At 62.4% G+C, this 19,689-nt stretch carries 19 protein-coding genes; 11 read left to right on the top strand and 8 right to left on the bottom strand.

Features of this window, described 5'->3' with window-relative positions:
• Positions 1-8: 8 nt before the first annotated feature.
• The gene (gene gpmI, locus ACKLLE_RS19345; RefSeq protein ID WP_009396094.1) at positions 9-1,544 is read right to left on the bottom strand and encodes a 2,3-bisphosphoglycerate-independent phosphoglycerate mutase; all 1,536 of its coding nucleotides are present in this window, start codon (positions 1,542-1,544) and stop codon (positions 9-11) included.
• 214 nt (positions 1,545-1,758) lie between these two features.
• Here gpmI and ACKLLE_RS19340 point away from each other — a divergent pair, with 214 nt between their 5' ends.
• The 3 genes from ACKLLE_RS19340 to secB are packed head-to-tail and all read left to right on the top strand — an operon-like array spanning position 1,759 to position 2,951.
• Positions 1,759-2,175, top strand: coding sequence for a rhodanese-like domain-containing protein (locus tag ACKLLE_RS19340; RefSeq protein WP_420058778.1), 417 nt, complete (start codon positions 1,759-1,761; stop codon positions 2,173-2,175).
• A 1-nt stretch (position 2,176) separates the two neighbouring features.
• Positions 2,177-2,431, top strand: coding sequence for a glutaredoxin 3 (gene grxC, locus ACKLLE_RS19335; protein WP_009396096.1), 255 nt, complete (start codon positions 2,177-2,179; stop codon positions 2,429-2,431).
• 40 nt (positions 2,432-2,471) lie between these two features.
• Positions 2,472-2,951, top strand: coding sequence for a protein-export chaperone SecB (gene secB, locus ACKLLE_RS19330; RefSeq protein WP_009396097.1), 480 nt, complete (start codon positions 2,472-2,474; stop codon positions 2,949-2,951).
• Between the two features lie 169 nt (positions 2,952-3,120).
• Here the strand turns inward: secB and trmL are convergent, their stop codons facing one another.
• The gene (trmL, locus tag ACKLLE_RS19325; RefSeq protein ID WP_064302627.1) at positions 3,121-3,576 is read right to left on the bottom strand and encodes a tRNA (uridine(34)/cytosine(34)/5-carboxymethylaminomethyluridine(34)-2'-O)-methyltransferase TrmL; all 456 of its coding nucleotides are present in this window, start codon (positions 3,574-3,576) and stop codon (positions 3,121-3,123) included.
• Here trmL and ACKLLE_RS19320 point away from each other — a divergent pair.
• The gene (locus tag ACKLLE_RS19320) at positions 3,575-4,015 is read left to right on the top strand and encodes a hypothetical protein (protein ID WP_009396102.1); all 441 of its coding nucleotides are present in this window, start codon (positions 3,575-3,577) and stop codon (positions 4,013-4,015) included. The genes trmL and ACKLLE_RS19320 overlap by 2 nt on opposite strands.
• A 295-nt stretch (positions 4,016-4,310) precedes the next feature.
• On the opposite strand, the gene ntrC is transcribed toward ACKLLE_RS19320, so the two are convergent.
• The 5 genes from ntrC to glnA form a co-directional block, all read right to left on the bottom strand.
• A complete protein-coding gene (ntrC, locus tag ACKLLE_RS19315) occupies positions 4,311-5,747 on the bottom strand; it encodes a nitrogen regulation protein NR(I) (RefSeq protein ID WP_009396104.1) in 1,437 nt (478 codons plus the stop codon).
• Positions 5,744-6,829, bottom strand: coding sequence for a nitrogen regulation protein NR(II) (gene glnL / locus ACKLLE_RS19310; protein WP_009396106.1), 1,086 nt, complete (start codon positions 6,827-6,829; stop codon positions 5,744-5,746). Before glnL ends, ntrC begins: the two co-directional genes overlap by 4 nt.
• A gap of 257 nt (positions 6,830-7,086) precedes the next feature.
• A complete protein-coding gene (gene aroQ, locus ACKLLE_RS19305; RefSeq protein ID WP_420058777.1) occupies positions 7,087-7,692 on the bottom strand; it encodes a gamma subclass chorismate mutase AroQ in 606 nt (201 codons plus the stop codon).
• A gap of 204 nt (positions 7,693-7,896) precedes the next feature.
• Positions 7,897-8,340 carry a cupin domain-containing protein gene (locus tag ACKLLE_RS19300; RefSeq protein ID WP_420058776.1) on the bottom strand — a complete coding sequence of 148 codons (444 nt, stop codon included), beginning with the start codon at positions 8,338-8,340 and terminating at the stop codon, positions 7,897-7,899.
• A gap of 145 nt (positions 8,341-8,485) precedes the next feature.
• Positions 8,486-9,892 (bottom strand): type I glutamate--ammonia ligase, encoded by a 1,407-nt coding sequence (gene glnA / locus ACKLLE_RS19295; protein WP_009396117.1) that lies wholly within the window; start codon positions 9,890-9,892, stop codon positions 8,486-8,488.
• A 330-nt stretch (positions 9,893-10,222) separates the two neighbouring features.
• Here glnA and thiI point away from each other — a divergent pair, with 330 nt between their 5' ends.
• Together thiI and typA are read left to right on the top strand one after the other, a co-directional pair.
• Positions 10,223-11,677 carry a tRNA uracil 4-sulfurtransferase ThiI gene (gene thiI / locus ACKLLE_RS19290; protein WP_064302626.1) on the top strand — a complete coding sequence of 485 codons (1,455 nt, stop codon included), beginning with the start codon at positions 10,223-10,225 and terminating at the stop codon, positions 11,675-11,677.
• A gap of 115 nt (positions 11,678-11,792) precedes the next feature.
• Positions 11,793-13,616 (top strand): translational GTPase TypA, encoded by a 1,824-nt coding sequence (gene typA, locus ACKLLE_RS19285; protein ID WP_420058775.1) that lies wholly within the window; start codon positions 11,793-11,795, stop codon positions 13,614-13,616.
• A gap of 190 nt (positions 13,617-13,806) precedes the next feature.
• On the opposite strand, the gene ACKLLE_RS19280 is transcribed toward typA, so the two are convergent.
• Complete coding sequence (locus ACKLLE_RS19280; protein ID WP_009396120.1) at positions 13,807-14,211, bottom strand: YkgJ family cysteine cluster protein; 405 nt, start codon at positions 14,209-14,211, stop codon at positions 13,807-13,809.
• 210 nt (positions 14,212-14,421) lie between these two features.
• On the opposite strand from ACKLLE_RS19280, the gene ACKLLE_RS19275 reads away from it, so the two are divergent.
• The 5 genes from ACKLLE_RS19275 to ACKLLE_RS19255 all read left to right on the top strand — a co-directional run bounded on the left by ACKLLE_RS19275 (position 14,422) and on the right by ACKLLE_RS19255 (position 19,648).
• Positions 14,422-16,872: a glycogen/starch/alpha-glucan phosphorylase gene (locus ACKLLE_RS19275; protein WP_420058774.1), complete on the top strand. Its 2,451-nt coding sequence runs from the start codon at positions 14,422-14,424 to the stop codon at positions 16,870-16,872.
• 144 nt (positions 16,873-17,016) lie between these two features.
• Positions 17,017-18,027, top strand: a complete 1,011-nt coding sequence (locus ACKLLE_RS19270) for a class 1 fructose-bisphosphatase (protein ID WP_064302625.1) — start codon at positions 17,017-17,019, stop codon at positions 18,025-18,027.
• A gap of 6 nt (positions 18,028-18,033) precedes the next feature.
• The gene (locus tag ACKLLE_RS19265) at positions 18,034-18,630 is read left to right on the top strand and encodes a DUF924 family protein (RefSeq protein WP_009396123.1); all 597 of its coding nucleotides are present in this window, start codon (positions 18,034-18,036) and stop codon (positions 18,628-18,630) included.
• A 200-nt stretch (positions 18,631-18,830) separates the two neighbouring features.
• Complete coding sequence (bamE, locus tag ACKLLE_RS19260; protein WP_009396124.1) at positions 18,831-19,085, top strand: outer membrane protein assembly factor BamE domain-containing protein; 255 nt, start codon at positions 18,831-18,833, stop codon at positions 19,083-19,085.
• A complete protein-coding gene (locus ACKLLE_RS19255) occupies positions 19,085-19,648 on the top strand; it encodes a lipocalin family protein (RefSeq protein ID WP_009396125.1) in 564 nt (187 codons plus the stop codon). The genes bamE and ACKLLE_RS19255 overlap by 1 nt, the downstream gene beginning before the upstream one ends.
• The last annotated feature ends 41 nt before the right edge of the window (positions 19,649-19,689 follow it).

Genomic DNA, 19,689 nt, shown 5'->3' with positions numbered 1-19,689 from the left:
TTGCTGAATCAGGCTTTGACGAGGATCGAGGTACCAGTCATCTCCGCCGGAATCTCCATGCCCATCAGGGTCAGCATGGTCGGCGCCACGTCTGCCAGCACGCCGCCCTCGCGGACCTTCAGGTCACGCTTGCCGTAATAGATGAAGGGCACCGGCTCGGTAGTGTGCGCCGTGTGCGCCTGGCCGGTGGATTCGTCTTCCATCTGTTCGACGTTGCCGTGGTCGGCGGTGATCAGCGCTTCGCCACCGACCTTGTCCAGCGCCTCGGTGATGCGGCCGATACAGGTGTCCAGGGCCTCGACGGCCTTTACCGCAGCCGAGAACACGCCGGTATGGCCGACCATGTCGCCGTTGGCGTAGTTGACCACGATCACGTCGTAGCGCTGCTGCTCGATGGCCTCGACGATGCGGTCGGTGACTTCCGGCGCGCTCATTTCCGGTTGCAGGTCATAGGTGGCGACCTTCGGCGACGGGATCAGGATGCGTTCTTCGCCGGGGAACGGCTCTTCGCGACCGCCCGAGAAGAAGAAGGTGACGTGGGCGTACTTCTCGGTTTCGGCGATGCGCAGCTGGGTCTTGCCGTTGTTGGCCAGGTACTCGCCAAGCACGTTGTGCAGGCTGGCCGGGGCGAAGGCGGCGGGGGCCGGGATTTTCGCCGAGTACTGGGTCAGGCCGATGTAGGCCGCCAGCTTCGGCAGACGTGCACGGGGGAATTCGTTGAAGTCCGGCTCGACGAACACGCGGGACAGCTCGCGGGCGCGGTCGGCGCGGAAGTTCATGAAGATCACGGCGTCGCCGTCCTCGACCTTCACGGCTTCGCCGATGCGCGTGGGCTTGACGAATTCGTCGCTCTCGTCGCGGGCGTAGGCGGCTTCGAGGCCGGCCAGGGCACTGTCGGCGCTGTAGTCGGCAACGCTGTCGACGATCAGGTTGTAGGCGGCGCTGACGCGGTCCCAGCGGTTGTCGCGGTCCATTGCGTAGTAGCGGCCGATGATGCTGGCGATGCGGCCCTTGCCCAGTTTGGCGAAGGTGGCGTCGAGCAGTTCGATGGACGATTGCGCGCTGCGTGGCGGGGTGTCGCGGCCGTCGAGGAAGGCGTGCAGGTAGATGCGCTCGGCACCCCGCTGCGCGGCCAGTTCGGCCATCGCCACCAGGTGATCCTGATGGCTGTGCACGCCACCGTCGGAGAGCAGGCCAAGGATGTGCACGGCCTTGCCGGCACCCACGGCTTTGTCGACGGCACCGGTCAGCACCGGGTTCTCGAAGAATTCGCCGTCGCGAATGGCCTTGGTCACGCGGGTGAAGTCCTGGTACACGACCCGGCCGGCGCCGAGGTTCATGTGGCCGACTTCCGAGTTGCCCATCTGCCCGTCGGGCAGCCCGACGTCCATGCCGGAGCCGGAGATCAGGCCATGCGGCCGGGTAGCGCGCAGGCGATCGTAGACCGGCGTGTTGGCGGCGAAGATGGCGTTGTACTCGGGGCTTTCGCTGTGACCGAAACCATCCAGGATGATCAGGACCAAAGGCTTGGGCGTGCTCGTCATCAAAATCTACTCACGGTTGTAGATGAGAAAGGTGCGCATTTTAGGGCAAATTGGCCAGTCTTGACGAATTCCGCGTCCCTTGTGCGCGGGTCGTCCCGACAGACAGTACCGTCATGATGAGAATTACTGTCGTTTACCCCGTGCAGCAGGCTTTGGCGGCCCATTGCTGCTGTGTATACTGGCCGCCATTTTTAATGACCTGGAACACCCTCCGATGGTTGCTCATCTGATTGAATTCGCGACAAATCACTACCTGCTGGTTGCACTTTTCCTGGTTCTGCTGGTTCTGCTGATCGTCTACGAGGCCCGCAAAGGCGGCCGCAGCCTGAGCAACGGCGAACTGACCGCACTGGTCAACGGCGACAAGGCCGTGGTGATCGATATCCGTCCCAGCAAGGACTACTCGGCAGGCCACATCGTTGGCGCGATCAACATCCCGCAGGACAAGTTCGCAGCGCGCATCGGCGAGCTGGAAAAGCACAAAGGCAGCAAGACCCTGATCGTCGTCGACAACATGGGCCAGCATTCCGGCACCATCTGCCGCGACCTGCTCAAGGCCGGCTTCACCGCCGCCAAGCTGTCCGGCGGTGTGTCCAGCTGGAAAGCCGACAACCTGCCGCTGGTGAAGTGACATGAAGCCGGTCATCGTCTATTCCAGCGACTACTGCCCGTACTGCATGCGTGCCAAGCAACTGCTGGCGAGCAAGAACATTGCCTTCGAAGAGATCAAGGTCGACGGCAAGCCCCAGGTTCGCGCAGAGATGACCCGGAAGGCCGGGCGTACCTCGGTGCCGCAGATCTGGATCGGCGAAACCCACGTCGGCGGTTGCGACGATCTTTATGCACTGGAGCGCGCCGGCAAGCTCGACGCCCTGCTCCAGGCGTGAATCCCAAACCCTCTAAAGACCCTGCAAAGAAGGATCTGTCATGACCGAGCAAAACAACGGCGCTGCCGAAGACAGCGCACCGCAATTCTCCCTGCAGCGCATCTACGTGCGTGACCTGTCGTTCGAAGCGCCGAAAAGCCCGGCGATCTTCCGTCAGCAGTGGGAGCCGAGCGTTTCCCTTGACCTGAACACCAAGCAGAAAGGCCTGGAAGGCGACTTCCACGAGGTCGTCCTGACCCTGTCGGTGACCGTGAAGAACGGTGACGAAGTGGCCTTCATCGCTGAAGTCCAGCAGGCCGGTATCTTCCTGATCAAGAACCTGGATGCGGCCTCGATGAGCCACACCCTGGGCGCGTTCTGCCCGAACATCCTGTTCCCGTACGCTCGCGAAGCGCTGGACAGCCTGGTCACCCGCGGTTCGTTCCCGGCGCTGATGCTGTCTCCGGTCAACTTCGACGCCCTGTACGCGCAGGAAATGCAGCGCATGCAGGAAGCCGGCGAAGCGCCTTCGCTGCAGTAAGCGATGGTGGTTCGAGAAAGCGCCCTTCGGGGCGTTTTTTTATGCAGGTGGGATTTGTGGTGGTGCGCGGTCCCTGTGGGAGCGGGTTCACCCGCGATTGCGGTAGTGACTTCACCGACGTAATCGCGGGTGAACCCGCTCCCACAAGGTCCTCTGCAAGCCGATAGAGTCAGGCGAAACCTTGCTGGCGCCAGGCCTCGTAGACGGCCACGGCGACGGTGTTGGACAGGTTCAGGCTGCGGCACCCCGGGCGCATCGGCAGGCGCAGGCGCTGGCCGCTCTCGAGCGCATCCAGTACCTCTGCCGGCAAGCCACGGCTCTCCGGCCCGAACAGAAACGCATCGCCCGGCTCGAACGCCACTTCATGGAAGGGCTGCGAGCCCTTGGTGGTGAAGGCGAACAAGCGCGGCTGGCCCAGGCTTTCCAGGCACGAGGCGAGGTCGGCATGGCGCTTCAGGGTGGCGTACTCGTGGTAGTCCAGGCCGGCCCGGCGCAGGCGCTTGTCGTCCAGTTCGAAGCCGATCGGCTCGATCAGGTGCAGGTCGCAGCCGCTGTTGGCGCAGAGCCTGATAATGTTGCCGGTATTGGGCGGAATTTCCGGTTGAAAAAGGATCACGTGAAACATGCACGGCTCCGAGCATAAAGATGACGCGCATTCTACCCCCGACGAGCCGGACCCGCGTTCGAAATCCTGGCCGCGCGTCCTGTTTTCCCTCGCCCTGTTCGGCATGCTGGTGGGCCTGATGATCGGCCGCCTTACCGCGCCCGAGCCCCGGGTGCTGGAACAGGTGGAAGTGGTTACTGGCGGATTGGACCTTTGGTTCAACGAGGAACCCAGGCTGCACGGCGAAACCGTCGACGGTACCGTGGCACTGCTGTTCGATGCGGAGGGAAAGGCGGGGAAGGGCCAGCTGAGCTTCGGCGACAAGCCGGTGAGCTGGCGGCTGCGCAAGACCGATCAGGGGCTGTTGCTGAGCCTGGTGGCGGCCCGTCCACTGCAGGCCCGCTGGGCGGGAGAGTCAGTGGAGGACCGCTGGCGTGTGCAGGTGAGACTGCACGAATAAAAGAGGGGAATCCCCGGCCTGCCTGTACCAAGGCCCCCAAAACTGGAGATGTCTGTACTAATGCAGGCGCTGTGCCAACTTTTCAAAACCGCCGCGGATCAAGGCTTTCGGGCAGGTCCGGGGGGATTTTCAGGAGAAAGGCGATGATTTTTGCCTTGAGGCGGTGCGCGCTGGGCTATTTCGGTTCATGAATGGGGCATTCGCGCCGTGCCCCGGCTGAAACGACCGCGGGGCCGGCGCCTGGCACGATATTCCGTGTCCAGGCGGCGATCCCGCGGCATTTCGATGCGTCGGTTCAGGACTCTTCGTCGTCCCCATCGTCGGCACCGTCCACCTTCATGCCCAGTTCCTTGATCTTCCGGGTCAGGGTATTGCGGCCCCAGCCCAGCAGTACGGCGGCATCCCGGCGGCGGCCGGCGGTGTGCTTGAGAGCCGTCTCGATCATGATCCGCTCGAAGCTCGGCACGGCGCTGTCGAGCAGGCTCGACTGGCCTCGCGACAGCGCCTGGTCCGCCCACTGGCGCAGCGCCTGTTCCCAGTTGGTTACCGGGGCGGCGTCCTGTGGCAGGCTAAGCAGCTCCGGCGGCAGGTCACCGACATGGACTTCGCGGCCGGACGCCATGACCGTGATCCAGCGGCAGGTATTCTCCAGCTGGCGCACGTTGCCCGGCCAGGGAAGGTTGCGGATGAACTCCTCGGTTTCCGGCTTGAGCAGCTTGGGTTCCACTGCCAGTTCCTGGGCGGCGCGCCCGAGGAAGTGGCGGGCCAGGGCCGGGATGTCCTCGCGACGATCGGCCAGGCGCGGAATATGGATGCGGATCACGTTGAGGCGGTGGAACAGGTCTTCCCGGAACTTGCCGGCCTGTACCAGGGTTTCCAGGTTCTGGTGGGTCGCTGCAATGATGCGCACATCGACCTTGACCGGCGTGTGCCCGCCGACCCGGTAGAACTCGCCGTCGGCAAGGACGCGCAGCAGGCGGGTCTGGGTGTCGGCCGGCATGTCGCCGATCTCGTCGAGGAACAGGGTGCCGCCGTCGGCCTGCTCGAAGCGGCCACGGCGCAGGTTGGCAGCGCCAGTGAAGGCGCCTTTCTCGTGGCCGAACAGCTCGGATTCCATCAGATCCTTGGGGATCGCGGCCATGTTCAGGGCGATGAACGGCGCGCTCGCGCGTGGGCTGTGGCGATGCAGGGCATGGGCCACCAGCTCCTTGCCGGTCCCGGATTCACCGTTGATCAGTACGGTGATGTTGGAATGGCTCAGGCGCCCGATGGCACGGAACACCTCCTGCATCGCCGGCGCTTCGCCGATGATTTCCGGGGTGCGGGTCAGGGCCGGGGCGACGTCCATGCCCTGTTGTTCCTGGGCATGCTGGTTGGCGCGCTTGACCAGCGACACCGCTTCGTCCACGTCGAAAGGCTTGGGCAGGTACTCGAACGCGCCGCCCTGGTAGGACGCCACCGCGCTGTCCAGGTCGGAATGTGCGGTCATGATGATCACCGGCAGGCGCGGGTGCTGCTCGCGGATCTGTGCCAGCAGGTCGAGGCCGCTGGCGCCCGGCATGCGGATGTCGGAGATGATCACGTCCGGCTGCTGGCGGGCCAGGCGGCTCATGACGCCATCGGCACTGTCGAAGCTCTGGGTGTTCATGCCTTCCTGTTGCAAGGCTTTTTCCAGGACCCAGCGGATAGAGCGGTCGTCATCGACGATCCAGACAGTTTCACTACGGCTCATGAGGAAGCGGCTCCTTGTTCCAGTGGCAGGAAGATCGAGAAGGTGGTGTGGCCCGGGTGGCTGTCACACTCGATCAGGCCCTGGTGCTGGCTGATGATGTTCTGGGTGATGGCCAGGCCCAGCCCGGTACCGTCCGGGCGGCCGCTGACCATGGGATAGAAGAGGGTGTCCTGCAGTTCCGCAGGAATGCCGGGGCCGTTGTCGATGATTTCGACCTTGGCCACCAGGCGATGGCGCACATGGCCGATGGTGAACTGGCGCATGGCCCGGCTGCGCAGGGTGATGCGCCCCAGCCGCAACTCGTTCTGCGCGCTGATGGCCTGCATGGCGTTGCGGACGATGTTGAGTACCGCCTGGATCATCTGTTCGCGGTCGATCAGCACGTCCGGCAGGCTTGGGTCGTAGTCGCGCACCAAAGTGATGCCGCCCTGGCTTTCCGCCTCGACCAGGCTGCATACCCGTTCCAGCACTTCGTGGATGTTGGTCAGGGCCAGCATCGGCAGCTTGTTCGAGCCGAGCATGCGGTCCACCAGGTTACGCAGGCGGTCGGCCTCTTCGATGATGACGTTGGTGTAGTCCTTGAGCCCTTCGTCGGGTAGTTCGCGGGCCAGCAACTGGGCGGCGCCGCGGATTCCGCCGAGCGGGTTCTTGATCTCGTGGGCCATGCCGCGCACCAGCATCTTGGTGGTTTCCTGCTTGGACAGCTGGGCCTCTTCCTTGGTGATGCGCAGCAGACGGTCGCGGGGATGCACTTCGAGCAGCAGCAGGGTGCGCCCGTTGCTGAGGATCGGCGTAACGGCGTAGTCGACGGTCAGGCTTTGCCCGGTCAACGAAGTGAGCTGGGCCTCGCGCTTGGTAAAGGGGTGCGCGTGCTCTACCGCCTGGCGCAGCGAGTTCAGGGCCTCGCTGGACTCGGTGAAGAGTTCGCTGATGAACTGGCCATGGCTACGCTGGCCGCTGATCGCCAGCAGCATCTCCGCCGCCGGGTTCATGTACTCAAGGCGCAGTTCGGCGTTGAGCAGGATGGTAGCGGTGGTCAGGTTGTCCAGTAGTAATCGGTGCAGTGCATCGCTGATGGTCATGTGGCGTCTTTGACCTCTTTTGGCACATGTCGGACCCGGCTCCGGCCAGGGGCGCGAACGCTGGTCATTCGCTGATCCGATGAAAATGCAAAAAGCAAACCAAGGCTCCGAAAAGAAGCGGAAATCCCGGTAATACGCCTGGGTTTGCCCGAAAAAAGTCTACAAAGCCCTGCTGCTGGAGATTTTGTGACCCAAAATGGGATGGAGTTCGAAGGTGCGCATGATTATGCGCACCAATATAGAGCATTGACCGGGACTCAATCGCTTTTGCACAGGCTGAGGGTGGCTTGGGCCGTTGCGGCCATCATCATCAGCGGATATCCCTTTTCTCTTTTCTTGCTTTCCAGTGCGGTGCCAACCAGGATGCGGCATCGCTCCCGGTAGTTGGCGTTATCGAAGGCAGCGAGGCTGGACAGCAGCTCTTCCTGCATTTGGTCGAGAACGATACGCAGTGAAGCGAGATCTTCTCCGGGGGCGAGGTCAGGTAGCTTCTCGAATAGCCCGTTGGTCATGACGGCGGACTGGACAAATTTGCTGGCTTTTATCTGATCGGCAAAGAAGGTGCGCACGCGGTCCTCGCTCAAGCCATGACGCTTGCCCGCCTCGACGGCACTGGCGATGACTTCCTGTTCACGCTTGAGGTCCTCGAGGGGCAAGCGAGCCTTCGATTTGTAAATCGCCACCAAGCGAGCGGTGTTGTTTCGCTGCTCAATCACGCGCATAAGTCTGGTCACTTCCGGTGGTATGTCGACTGGAGGCGCGACCTCGTGGAGGGTCAGGTCGTCAAAGAGCAGTTCGCCAGCGACTGATGGGGCGCTGTATCCGATCAGGGCGACAAGGGGGAGTAACAGGATAAATCGCATAGGGCAGCCTCGCTTGAGTGAGCGGGCCAGCATGGGCGAGGGGGAAGAGACTGCACATCAGTGGAAGCGCCGATGCTTGTACGAAAAAAGGCTTCCCGCGGGAGGCCTTTTCTTTAGTTGCAAGTTTCGAGCTGCAAGTCGCAAGAAAAAGCTGCGCTGCCGACTGCTTTTTCTTGTCGCTTGAAGCTTGTTGCTGGCCTGGGATCAACGTGCAGGTAATGCCTGCTCCTCTTGCGCCGCGATCTCGGAAAGAGGCAGGCCCGGGCTGCCCGCATAGAAAACGACCAGCTCTGCGCCGCGGCTGCCGGCGTGGCCGCGGTGGACTACGCCGGTAACTTCCGCGAGAGCCTCGCCAGCGCGCAGGCGCTTTTCGCGACCGTCGCGGGTTTCGACGCGCAACTCGCCCGCCAGCAGGTAGCCAGCATTGGGTGCAGGATGGCTATGCCAGTCCAGGGAGGTGCCAGGAGCGATACGGATCTTCAGCAGGCTGAGTTCGGGGCTGCCTGCGGGGTAGTCGGTATAGGGCGAGCCGTCCCAGGCGGTGCTGGTGCGCAGCAGGAGCTTTGCATCGACGGGCTTGGTGGCGGGAGCACTGGAGCAGGCGCCGATCAGGGCCAGTGAACCGACAAGGAAGAGACGTTTGATCATGGCAGGGTCTCGCTGAGTGGGAGCGGACCAGCATGGTGGAGAGGGAAACGCTGGACTATCAGCTCTGGAGCTGAAGCCTGTAAGAAAAAGGCCTCCCGAAGGAGGCCTTTCACGTACTTACGCCGCTTGCGCGTGCGTCACTGGATTAGCAGCTGTAGTACAGGTCGTATTCCAGCGGGTGTACGAAGGTACGGACCTTGATTTCTTCCTCGGATTTCAGAGCGATGTAGGCATCGATGAAGTCGTCGGAGAACACGCCGCCCTTGGTCAGGAACGCACGGCCTTTGTCCAGTTCTTCCAGGGCCTCTTTCAGGCTGCCGCAGACTTGCGGGATTTCCTTGGCTTCTTCTGGTGGCAGGTCGTACAGGTTCTTGTCCGCTGCGTCGCCTGGGTGGATCTTGTTCTGGATGCCGTCCAGGCCGGCCATCAGCAGGGCAGCGAAGGCCAGGTACGGGTTGGCAGCCGGATCCGGGAAGCGGGCTTCGATACGGCGGGCTTTCGGGCTGCCGACGTAAGGAATGCGGATCGAGGCGGAACGGTTGCGAGCCGAGTAGGCCAGCATGACCGGTGCTTCGAAGCCTGGGACCAGACGCTTGTAGGAGTTGGTCGAAGGGTTGGTGAAGCCGTTCAGCGCCTTGCCGTGCTTGATGATGCCGCCGATGAAGTACAGGGCGGTGTCGGACAGGCCGGCATAGCCTTCGCCGGAGAAGGTGTTCTTGCCTTCTTTCCAGATCGACATGTGCACGTGCATGCCCGAGCCGTTGTCACCGTACAGCGGCTTCGGCATGAAGGTCGCGGTGCGGCCGTAGGCATCGGCAACGTTGTGCACGACGTACTTCAGGGTCTGGACTTCGTCGGCCTTCTTCACCAGGGTGTTGAACTTGACGCCGATTTCGTTCTGGCCGGCAGTCGCCACTTCGTGGTGGTGGACTTCGACGGTCTGGCCCATCTCTTCCAGTGCGTTGCACATGGCGGTACGGATTTCGTGGTCGTGGTCGAACGGTGGAACAGGGAAGTAGCCGCCCTTGACGCCTGGACGGTGGCCCTTGTTGCCGCCTTCGACGTCCTGGTCGGACATCCAGGAGCCCTGCTCGGAGAAGATCTTGAACATCGAGCCGGAGATGTCGGACTTGAACTTCACTTCGTCGAAGATGAAGAACTCAGGCTCCGGACCTGCGAAGGCGGTGTCACCGATGCCGGTGCTCTTCAGGTACTCTTCGGCGCGCTTGGCGATCGCACGTGGGTCGCGATCGTAGCCTTGCATGCTCGAAGGTTCGATGATGTCGCAGACCAGGATCAGGGTCGGCTCTTCGGTGAACGGGTCCAGGACGGCGGTTTCGTCGACCGGCATCAGGATCATGTCGGAGGCTTCGATGCCTTTCCAGCCAGCGATGGAGGAACCGTCGAACATCTTGCCGACTTCGAAGAAGTCGTCTTCCAGCGCGTCACGGGCTGGCATGGTGACGTGGTGCTGGGTGCCGCGGGTGTCAGTGAAGCGCAGATCAATCCATTTAACGTCATGATCTTTGATGAGTTGAACCGACTTCGACATGGTGTCCTCCGGGTGGGGTAGAGCTTGCCTGTGCAGCCCTTGAATTTGGGTGATGCCGGGCCGGAATACTCGACCAAGGCAACCTGCCTCACAAGGGAGCAAATTGCATGCCAGTGCCCGAAAACGGGATTTATGCCCCCTTTTCTCGCGTTTAAGCCGTTTCTGTAGGAAATGTCGATTTTTTCTGCACTCTTTAGATGCGGCAATTTGCGCAAATGAACCAATTTGGTGCGCATTAAGGTGATCGGACAAAAGTTGGTCAAACCTTGAGCAATTTCCGCTATAATCCGCGCCCCCCTTTTTCGGCTGGCCGCTCGCGCGCTGTTTTCCATGAAACTGATCGTCAAAGTCTTTCCAGAAATCACCATCAAGAGCCGCCCGGTGCGCAAGCGGTTCATCCGTCAGCTCGGCCGCAATATCCGCGCCGTGCTGCGTGAGCTCGACCCCGAGGTCAAGGTTGATGGTGTCTGGGACAACCTCGAAGTGGTTACCCGCGTCGAGGACGAGAAAGTGCTGCGCGAGATCACCGAGCGCCTGACCTGCATGCCGGGCATCGCGCATTTCCTCCAGGTGGACGAATACCCGCTGGGCGACTTCGACGATATCGTCGCCAAGTGCAAGACCCACTTCGGCCACCTGCTGGCCGGCAAGCGCTTCGCCGTGCGCTGCAAGCGCGGCGGCCACCACGATTTCACCTCGATGGACGTCGATCGCTACGTGGGCAGCCAGTTGCGCCAGCAGTGCGGTGCTGCCGGCATCGACCTGCGCAATCCCGAAGTGGAAGTGCGCATCGAGATCCGCGACAAACGCCTCTACGTGATCCACAACCAGCACAAGGGTATCGGCGGCTACCCGCTGGGCGCGCTGGAGCAGACCCTGGTACTGATGTCCGGCGGGTTCGACTCTACCGTCGCGGCCTTCCAGATGATGCGCCGCGGCCTGATGACCCACTTCTGCTTCTTCAACCTGGGTGGCCGTGCCCACGAGCTGGGGGTGATGGAAGTCGCCCACTACCTGTGGAAGAAATACGGCAGCAGCCAGCGCGTGCTGTTCGTCAGCGTGCCGTTCGAGGAAGTGGTCGGCGAGATCCTCGGCAAGGTCGACAACAGCTATATGGGCGTGACCCTCAAGCGCATGATGCTGCGCGCTGCCGCCCGCGTTGCCGACCGCCTGGAGATCGATGCGCTGGTGACCGGCGAGGCGATTTCCCAGGTGTCCAGCCAGACCCTGCCGAACCTCGCGGTGATCGACTCGGCCACCGACAAGCTGGTGCTGCGTCCGCTGCTGGCCAGCCACAAGCAGGACATCATCGACCAGGCCTACCAGATCGGTACCGCCGAGTTCGCCAAGCATATGCCGGAATATTGCGGTGTCATCTCGGTGAACCCGACCACCTGCGCCAAGCGCCATCGCGTCGATCACGAAGAGAAGCAGTTCGACATGCAGGTGCTGGAGCGCGCCCTGGAGCGTGCCCGCTACATCTCCATCGACAACGTGATCGATGAACTGGGCCAGGACGTGCAGGTCGAAGAGCTTGCCGAAGCCTTGCCGGGCCAGATCGTCATCGATATCCGCCACCCCGATGCCCAGGAAGACGAGCCCCTGCAGCTCGACGGCATCGAAGTCCAGGCCGTGCCGTTCTATGCCCTGAACAGCCGCTTCAAGCACCTGGATGGCAACCGCCAATATTTGCTCTATTGCGATAAAGGTGTCATGAGCCGCCTGCATGCTCATCACCTGCTCAGTGAGGGACACGCCAATGTGCGCGTTTATCGCCCCGCCTAGGAAGCACGATGGCGACCGTTCCCGCCATCGTCCTCCCGACCGGATTTCCTGCTCCGTTTACTGAAACCCGCTGCCCTGGCGGCGGCACCGAATACCTGAGATCGAGATACACACAGTGATTGAGAATCTGCGCAACATCGCCATCATCGCCCACGTTGACCATGGTAAAACCACCCTGGTCGACAAACTCCTGCGCCAGTCCGGCACCCTGGAGCGTAACGAGCTCAACGACGAGCGCGTCATGGACTCCAACGACCAGGAAAAAGAGCGCGGTATTACCATTCTGGCGAAGAACACCGCCATCAACTGGAATGGCTACCACATCAACATCGTCGACACCCCCGGCCACGCCGACTTCGGTGGTGAAGTAGAGCGCGTCATGTCGATGGTCGACTCCGTGCTGCTGCTGGTCGACGCCCAGGACGGCCCTATGCCGCAAACCCGCTTCGTGACCAAGAAGGCGTTCGAAGCCGGTCTGAAGCCGATCGTCGTGATCAACAAGGTCGACCGTCCGGGCGCGCGTCCTGACTGGGTCCTGGACCAGATCTTCGACCTGTTCGACAACCTCGGTGCCACCGACGAACAGCTGGACTTCAAGGTCGTCTACGCCTCGGCCCTGAACGGCATCGCCGGTCTGGACCACACCGAAATGGCCGAAGACATGACCCCGCTGTACCAGTCGATCGTCGACAACGTACCAGCGCCTGCCGTTGACCGTGACGGTCCGTTCCAGATGCAGATCTCCGCTCTGGACTACAACAGCTTCCTCGGTGTTATCGGCGTTGGCCGTATCGCCCGTGGCCGCGTCAAGCCGAACACCCCGGTCGTCGCCATCGACACCGACGGCAAGCGCCGCAACGGTCGTATCCTGAAGCTGATGGGCCACCACGGCCTGCACCGCGTTGACGTCGAAGAAGCCCAGGCTGGCGACATCGTCTGCATCAGCGGTTTCGACGAGCTGTTCATCTCCGACACCCTGTGCTCCCCGGACGCAGTCGAAGCGATGAAGCCGCTGACCGTCGACGAGCCGACCGTTTCCATGACCTTCCAGGTGAACGACTCGCCGTTCTGCGGCAAGGAAGGCAAGTTCGTGACCTCCCGCAACATCAAGGAGCGTCTGGACAAGGAACTGCTGTACAACGTTGCACTGCGCGTTGAAGAAGGCGACTCCGCTGATAAGTTCAAGGTTTCCGGCCGTGGTGAGCTGCACCTGTCGGTTCTGATCGAAACCATGCGTCGTGAAGGCTTCGAGATGGCTGTAGGCCGTCCCGAGGTAATCATCCGCGAAGTCAACGGCGTCAAGCAGGAGCCGTTCGAGAACGTCACCATCGACATCCCTGAAGAATCCCAGGGCAAGGTCATGGAAGAAATGGGCCTGCGCAAGGGCGACCTGACCAACATGGCGCCGGATGGCAAGGGCCGTGTACGTCTGGAATACAACATTCCAGCCCGTGGTCTGATCGGTTTCCGTAACCAGTTCCTGACCCTGACCAACGGTGCAGGCATCCTGACCTCGATCTTCGACCGCTACGACACCATGAAGTCCGGCCACATGTCCGGCCGCCTGAACGGCGTACTGGTTTCGGTCGAGACCGGCAAGGCCCTGACCTACTCCCTGGAAACCCTGCAGGCGCGCGGCAAGCTGTTCGTCGAGCACGGCCAGGAAATCTACAACGGTCAGATCGTTGGTCTGAACAGCCGTGACAACGACCTGGGTGTGAACCCTACCAAAGGCAAGAAGCTCGACAACATGCGTGCTTCGGGCAAGGACGAGACCATCGCCCTGGTTCCGCCGGTTCGTTTCACCCTGGAACAGGCCCTGGAATTCATCCAGGACGACGAGCTGTGCGAAGTGACTCCTAAGTCGATCCGTCTGCGCAAGAAGATCCTCGACGAAGGCGAGCGTACCCGCGCTGCCAAGAAAGCCAAGGCCAACTAAGCCTGGCTTGAAATGAAAAAGCCCCCGGTCGCAAGGCCGGGGGCTTTTTTTTGCCTGAGGTTCTTGTGGTGTTTTTCAGGGCCTCATCGCTGGCAACGCCAGCTCCCACAGGGACCGAGTACACCGCCGATCCCTGTGGGAGCCGGCGTTGCCGGCGATGAGGCCGGCAGGAGCACCATCAATCCTTGGCTTAGCGGCTAGCCGGCTTCGGCTTGTAGGCACAGTACCCCGGCCGCGGCCCGACCCGTGGGTGATTGCGGCAGGTGTCCGGACGCTTGTCGTAAATGGTGCACAGGCGGGTCTTGCGGTCCAGATAGAGGCAGTCGTCGTTGCTCATGCGGGTCAGGGTGAAGATCCCGGACTTCTGGTTGAAGCGCTCGACGATGCCATCCTTTTGCAACCGCTTGGCGATATTCTTCGGCGGCTCGCCGACTTCGAATTCGTCCACCACGCCAATACGGATCAGGTCTTTCAACTTCACTTCCACCGGCAAGGTGCAACAGGTGGACATGCAGCCGCCGCACATGTGGCTGGCGTATTTCTGCCACGTTTCGAGACGGTCGAGCTCGGCGGCGGCAATCAGGGTCGGTTTCATCAGGGGTCAGGCATATAGGTATGGGAAGGCGCGCGATCATACCGGAGTTGATCAAAATGTGAACAACCATTTGCGAAATCCCTGGCAATCGGTCCCGCTTTTGCAGAGGTTTGCAACGAGCCCTGGCGAACCCGCGCCGACGCTCTGTGTCGAAGCGTCTAGGCTGTCAGATCACCATCGGCAATCGTCAAACCCGCTCGAGGACCCCGCATGTCTCAGGAATCGAACGCTCGTGACGCAGAGGTGGCCGCGTTTCGCACCGCTGTACTGGAAAAACTGACCTATGCGGTCGGCAAGGACCCGGAACACGCCTTCGACCATGACTGGTTCGAAGCCATCGCCCTGGCCGCCAGGGACCACATGGTCGATCACTGGATGGACCATACGCGGCAGATCTACCGCAGTAGCCAGAAGCGGGTCTATTACCTTTCCCTGGAATTCCTGATCGGCCGGCTGCTCTACGACAGCCTGAGCAACCTCGGCCTGCTGGAGGTGGCCCGCGAAGCCCTGCAGGGGCTCGACGTGGACCTGGAGCGCATCCGCCTGCTGGAGCCCGACGCGGCGCTGGGCAATGGCGGCCTCGGGCGCCTGGCCGCGTGTTTCATGGAATCCATGTCGACCCTCGGTATCGCCGCCCACGGCTATGGCATCCGCTACGAGCACGGGCTGTTCCGCCAGGCGGTGGTGGATGGCTGGCAGCAGGAGCAGACCGAGAACTGGCTGGATTTCGGCAACCCCTGGGAGTTCGAGCGGGCCGAGGTGATCTATCCGATCAGCTTCGGCGGGCGAGTGGAGACCGTGCACGGTGGCGATGGCGAGCCGCGCCAGGTGTGGTGGCCGGCGGAAACCGTGCGTGCGGTGGCCTACGACACCCCGGTGGTGGGCTGGCGTGGCGCGAGCGTGAATACCTTGCGCCTGTGGCGGGCGAGGGCGCTGGAGGAGCTGCACCTGGAACGCTTCAACGCGGGCGACCACCTGGGCGCGGTGGCGGAAGTGGCCCGGGCCGAGAGCATTTCCCGGGTGCTGTACCCGGCCGACAGCACCGAGGCCGGGCAGGAGTTGCGCCTGCGCCAGGAATACTTCTTCGTCTCGGCCTCGCTGCAGGACTTGCTGCGCCGCCACCTGAACATGCATGACACCCTGCTCAACCTGCCAGAACAGGCAGCCATCCAGCTCAACGACACCCACCCGTCGATCGCCGTGGCCGAGCTGATGCGCCTGCTGGTCGACCAGCATGAAGTGCCGTGGGACACCGCCTGGCAACTGACCGTCAATACCCTGGCCTACACCAACCACACCCTGCTCCCGGAAGCGCTGGAGACCTGGGCGGTGAACCTGATGGAGCGCATGCTGCCGCGGCACATGCAGATCATCTACCTGATCAACGCCTATCACATCGACTCGCTGCGGGCCAAGGGCATCCACGACTTCGACGTGCTGCGCGCGGTGTCGCTGATCGAGGAAGACAACGGCCGCCGGGTGCGCATGGGCAACCTGGCGTTTCTCGGTTCGCACAGCGTCAACGGCGTCTCGGCATTGCACACCAAGCTGATGCGCAGCACGGTGTTTTCCGAGCTGCATAAGCTCTACCCGGAGCGGATCAACAACAAAACCAACGGCATCACCTTCCGCCGCTGGCTGTACCAGTCCAATCCGCAGCTCACCGCCATGCTGGTCAACGCCCTCGGCGAGGACCTGCTGGACAGCCCGGAAACCAGGCTGCGAGACCTGGAACCCTTCGCCGACAAGCCCGGGTTCCGCAAGAAGTTCGCCGAGCAGCGCCTGCACAGCAAGCGTGCACTGGCGGCGATCATCCAGGAACGCCTGGGTATCACCGTCAATCCCGAGGCGATGTTCGACGTTCAGGTCAAGCGTATCCACGAGTACAAGCGCCAGTTGCTCAACCTCATGCACACCGTCGCCCTGTACCAGGCGATCCGTGCCGAGCCGGGCACCGACTGGGTGCCGCGGGTGAAGATCTTCGCCGGCAAGGCCGCAGCCAGCTATCACCAGGCCAAGCTGATCATCAAGCTGGCCAACGATATCGCCCAGGTCGTCAACAACGACCCGACGGTACGCGGCCTGCTCAAGGTGGTGTTCCTGCCCAACTACAACGTCAGCCTGGCGGAAAGCATCATCCCGGCGGCGGACCTTTCCGAGCAGATCTCCACCGCCGGCTACGAGGCGTCGGGCACCAGCAACATGAAGTTCGGCCTCAACGGCGCACTGACCATCGGCACCCTCGATGGCGCCAACGTGGAAATGTGCGAACAGGTCGGGGCCGAGCACATGTTCATCTTCGGCCTCACCGCCCAGCAGGTCGAAGGCCGCAAGCGCAACGGCGATTTCGATGCCAGCCCGATCATCGGGGCGTCGCACCGGCTCAACGACGTGCTCCAGGCGATCCGTGGCGGGGTGTTCTCGCCTGACGATCCGGCGCGATACGTCGGGCTGGTGGACTCGCTGGTGTCCTACGACCGCTTCCTGCTTTGCGCCGATTTCGACGCCTATTGGGAGGCCCAGCGACGGGTCGACGAGCTCTGGCACGAGCCTTATCGCTGGTGGCGCTCGGCGGTGCTCAATACCGCACGCATGGGCTGGTTCTCTTCGGACCGGACCATCGGCGAATACGCCCGGGAAATCTGGACGGCGCTGGAATGACCTGGGAAGGCGCGGCGAACGGCGGGAACCAGATCCCGGATGTGCCGTCTGATCGGGCAGGGCTGTCCTACTGCTCGCCCGCGCCTGCCTCTCCCTGTAAACTGCGTGGGTTTTTCTTACTCCCTCATTCCTCCGGAGCCATACATGTCCCGCGTTACCCTGAGTCGCTATCTGATTGAGCAGACCCGTAGCAACAGCACCCCTGCCGATCTGCGCTTCCTGATCGAAGTGGTGGCGCGTGCATGCAAGGAAATCAGCCACAACGTGTCCAAGGGCGCCCTCGGCGGGGTGCTGGGCAGCATGGGCACGGAAAACGTGCAGGGCGAAGTCCAGAAGAAACTGGACGTGATTTCCAACGACATCCTGCTCGAAGCCAACGAGTGGGGCGGCCACCTGGCCGGCATGGCCTCGGAAGAAATGGACAATGCCTACCAGATTCCGGGCAAATATCCGAAAGGCGCCTACCTGCTGGTCTTCGACCCGCTGGACGGTTCGTCGAACATCGACGTCAACGTTTCGGTCGGTACCATCTTCTCGGTACTGCGCTGCCCTAACGAGTACCTGAGCCAGAACGAAAGCCTCAACGAAAAGGCCTTCCTCCAGCCGGGCACCAAGCAGGTTGCCGCCGGCTATGCCATCTACGGCCCGCAGACCATGCTGATCCTGACCCTGGGCAACGGCGTCAAGGGCTTCACCCTGGACCGCGAGCTGGGCAGCTTCGTCCTGACCCACGAGAACATCAAGGTTCCGGAAAGCACCGCCGAATTCGCCATCAACATGTCCAACCAGCGTCACTGGGAAGCGCCGGTGACCCGCTACGTTGGCGAGCTGCTGGCAGGCGAGACCGGCCCGCTGAAGAAGAACTACAACATGCGCTGGATCGCCTCGATGGTGGCCGACGTGCATCGCATCCTGACCCGTGGCGGCCTGTTCATGTACCCGCGTGACGCGCGCGAGCCGTCCAAGCCGGGCAAGCTGCGTTTGATGTACGAAGCCAACCCGATGTCGTTCATCATCGAGCAGGCCGGCGGTGCGTCCACCGATGGCAAGCAGCGTATCCTCGACATCCAGCCGGACAGCCTGCACCAGCGCGTTGCGGTATTCCTCGGTTCGAAAGAGGAAGTCCAGCGCGTCACCGGTTATCACCAGGAGTAACCCGCCATGCTCGCACCTTGGCAGCCGCTGCTGGAATGGTGGTTTGGATGGGGCACCAGCCCGCAGGACGTCGCTGACGAGAAGAGCACGCTGTGGTTCGGCAAGCAGCATGACGCCGAGGCGCAGGAGCGCTTCGGCCCGCTGGTCGAGCAGGCGCTGGCCGGAGGCCTGGAGGAGTGGCTGGAAAGCCCGCAGGGCTGGCTCGGGCTGGTGCTGTTGCTGGACCAGTTGCCGCGGATGATCTACCGCGACACGCCGCGCGCCTTCGATGGCGACCGGCGCGCCCAGGTCCTGGTGATGCAGGGCCTGGACCGGGCCTGGGACTACCAGCTGCTGCCATTGCAGCGGGTGTTCATCCTGCTGGTGCTGGAGCATGCCGAAGTGCTGGACTGGCAGAACATCTGCGTCGAGCGCTACCAGACCCTGCTGGCAGCACAGCCGGCGGCGGATCGCCGCCTGTTCGAGGGATTCCTCGACTATGCCGAGCAGCATCAGCGCGTGATCGCCCGTTTCGGGCGCTTCCCGCACCGCAACCTGGTGCTCGGGCGACCCAGTACCAGCGAAGAAATGGATTTCCTCCTGGAACCTGGCTCCCGGTTCTGACCCCGTTTCCTGCGGTTCCCCAAAGCAAAATGCCGGCATAGCCGGCGTTTTGCTATCTAGCGCCCGTCAACTTCTGCAAGGCCCATCGATCCTGCGGCTTACCGAAAGCGCACGCCTTCGGGAACCGGAGTGAGGTTTTGCCTTCTAAGCTGTCGGCAGTGGTCTGGCCCCTGTCACCTCATTCCCAGGAGTACCCCCCCATGTCCGTGCGTTCCCTCGCCCTCTTGTCCCTGTGCGTGTTGCTGGCTGCCTGCAGCAAGCTCAACCAGGAGAACTATTCCAAGCTCAAGACCGGTATGACCAAGGCGGAGGTCGAGCAACTGCTGGGAAGCCCGACCGAATGTTCCGGCGCCCTGGGTGTGTCCAGCTGTACCTGGGGGGATGAAAAGACCTTCATCAGTGTCCAGTACGCTGGCGACAAGGTGCTGATGTACGCGGGGCAGGGCCTGAAATGATGCGTCGCGCTTTGCTGGCATGCTGTACCGCCCTGGCGCTGGCGGGGTGCGCCACGCCGCAGGTCGGGCCCATGCCGCCGAAGACGGTGGAAAACGTCGATTTGAAGCGGTATCAGGGCAAGTGGTACGAGCTGGCCCGGCTGCCAATGTTCTTCCAGCGCGACTGCGCGCAATCCGAAGCGCATTACAACCTGCGAGCCGATGGCAGCGTGGGCGTGCTCAATCGTTGCCTGACCCTGGACGGCAAGTGGCAGGAAGCCAGCGGCAGCGCCACGCCACAGGAGCCGGGCAAGACCGACAAGCTGTGGGTGCAGTTCGATAACTGGTTCATGAAGTTGCCCGGGGCGCCGAAGGGCAACTACTGGGTACTGTATGTCAGCAGCGACTACCAGACGGCGCTGGTGGGCAATCCGGATCGCAAGTACCTGTGGTTGTTGTCGCGTACGCCGACCTTGCCGGCGGTAGAGCGCGAGAGCCTGCTGGCCAAGGCGCGGCAGCAGGGGTATGACACCACCCGCCTGGTATGGCGGGTGTCGGACCGGGATATCGCGCGCAAGCCCTGAGCTCAAGGGCACGCGGATCCTGTGGGAGCGGGTTCACCCGC

Origin of the sequence: Pseudomonas bharatica, assembly GCF_048586865.1 — a bacterium.
GTDB classification, from domain to species: domain Bacteria; phylum Pseudomonadota; class Gammaproteobacteria; order Pseudomonadales; family Pseudomonadaceae; genus Aquipseudomonas; species Aquipseudomonas bharatica.
Note: the sequence above shows the minus strand (reverse complement) of the source record. Positions and strands in the feature narration are given on the sequence as shown.

Excerpts from the sequence above, each read along its gene's own strand:
- glnA (WP_009396117.1), bottom strand. The coding sequence starts at position 9,892 with ATGTCGAAGTCGGTTCAACTCATCAAAGATCATGACGTTAAATGGATT.
- glnL (WP_009396106.1), bottom strand. The coding sequence starts at position 6,829 with ATGACCATCAGCGATGCACTGCACCGATTACTACTGGACAACCTGACC.
- ACKLLE_RS19340 (WP_420058778.1), top strand. The coding sequence starts at position 1,759 with ATGGTTGCTCATCTGATTGAATTCGCGACAAATCACTACCTGCTGGTT.
- ACKLLE_RS19265 (WP_009396123.1), top strand. The coding sequence starts at position 18,034 with ATGCTCGCACCTTGGCAGCCGCTGCTGGAATGGTGGTTTGGATGGGGC.
- ACKLLE_RS19270 (WP_064302625.1), top strand. The coding sequence starts at position 17,017 with ATGTCCCGCGTTACCCTGAGTCGCTATCTGATTGAGCAGACCCGTAGC.
- aroQ (WP_420058777.1), bottom strand. The coding sequence starts at position 7,692 with ATGCGATTTATCCTGTTACTCCCCCTTGTCGCCCTGATCGGATACAGC.
- bamE (WP_009396124.1), top strand. The coding sequence starts at position 18,831 with ATGTCCGTGCGTTCCCTCGCCCTCTTGTCCCTGTGCGTGTTGCTGGCT.
- thiI (WP_064302626.1), top strand. The coding sequence starts at position 10,223 with ATGAAACTGATCGTCAAAGTCTTTCCAGAAATCACCATCAAGAGCCGC.
- grxC (WP_009396096.1), top strand. The coding sequence starts at position 2,177 with ATGAAGCCGGTCATCGTCTATTCCAGCGACTACTGCCCGTACTGCATG.
- ACKLLE_RS19255 (WP_009396125.1), top strand. The coding sequence starts at position 19,085 with ATGCGTCGCGCTTTGCTGGCATGCTGTACCGCCCTGGCGCTGGCGGGG.
- ntrC (WP_009396104.1), bottom strand. The coding sequence starts at position 5,747 with ATGAGCCGTAGTGAAACTGTCTGGATCGTCGATGACGACCGCTCTATC.
- trmL (WP_064302627.1), bottom strand. The coding sequence starts at position 3,576 with ATGTTTCACGTGATCCTTTTTCAACCGGAAATTCCGCCCAATACCGGC.
- ACKLLE_RS19280 (WP_009396120.1), bottom strand. The coding sequence starts at position 14,211 with ATGAAACCGACCCTGATTGCCGCCGCCGAGCTCGACCGTCTCGAAACG.
- ACKLLE_RS19320 (WP_009396102.1), top strand. The coding sequence starts at position 3,575 with ATGCACGGCTCCGAGCATAAAGATGACGCGCATTCTACCCCCGACGAG.
- ACKLLE_RS19300 (WP_420058776.1), bottom strand. The coding sequence starts at position 8,340 with ATGATCAAACGTCTCTTCCTTGTCGGTTCACTGGCCCTGATCGGCGCC.
- ACKLLE_RS19275 (WP_420058774.1), top strand. The coding sequence starts at position 14,422 with ATGTCTCAGGAATCGAACGCTCGTGACGCAGAGGTGGCCGCGTTTCGC.
- gpmI (WP_009396094.1), bottom strand. The coding sequence starts at position 1,544 with ATGACGAGCACGCCCAAGCCTTTGGTCCTGATCATCCTGGATGGTTTC.
- secB (WP_009396097.1), top strand. The coding sequence starts at position 2,472 with ATGACCGAGCAAAACAACGGCGCTGCCGAAGACAGCGCACCGCAATTC.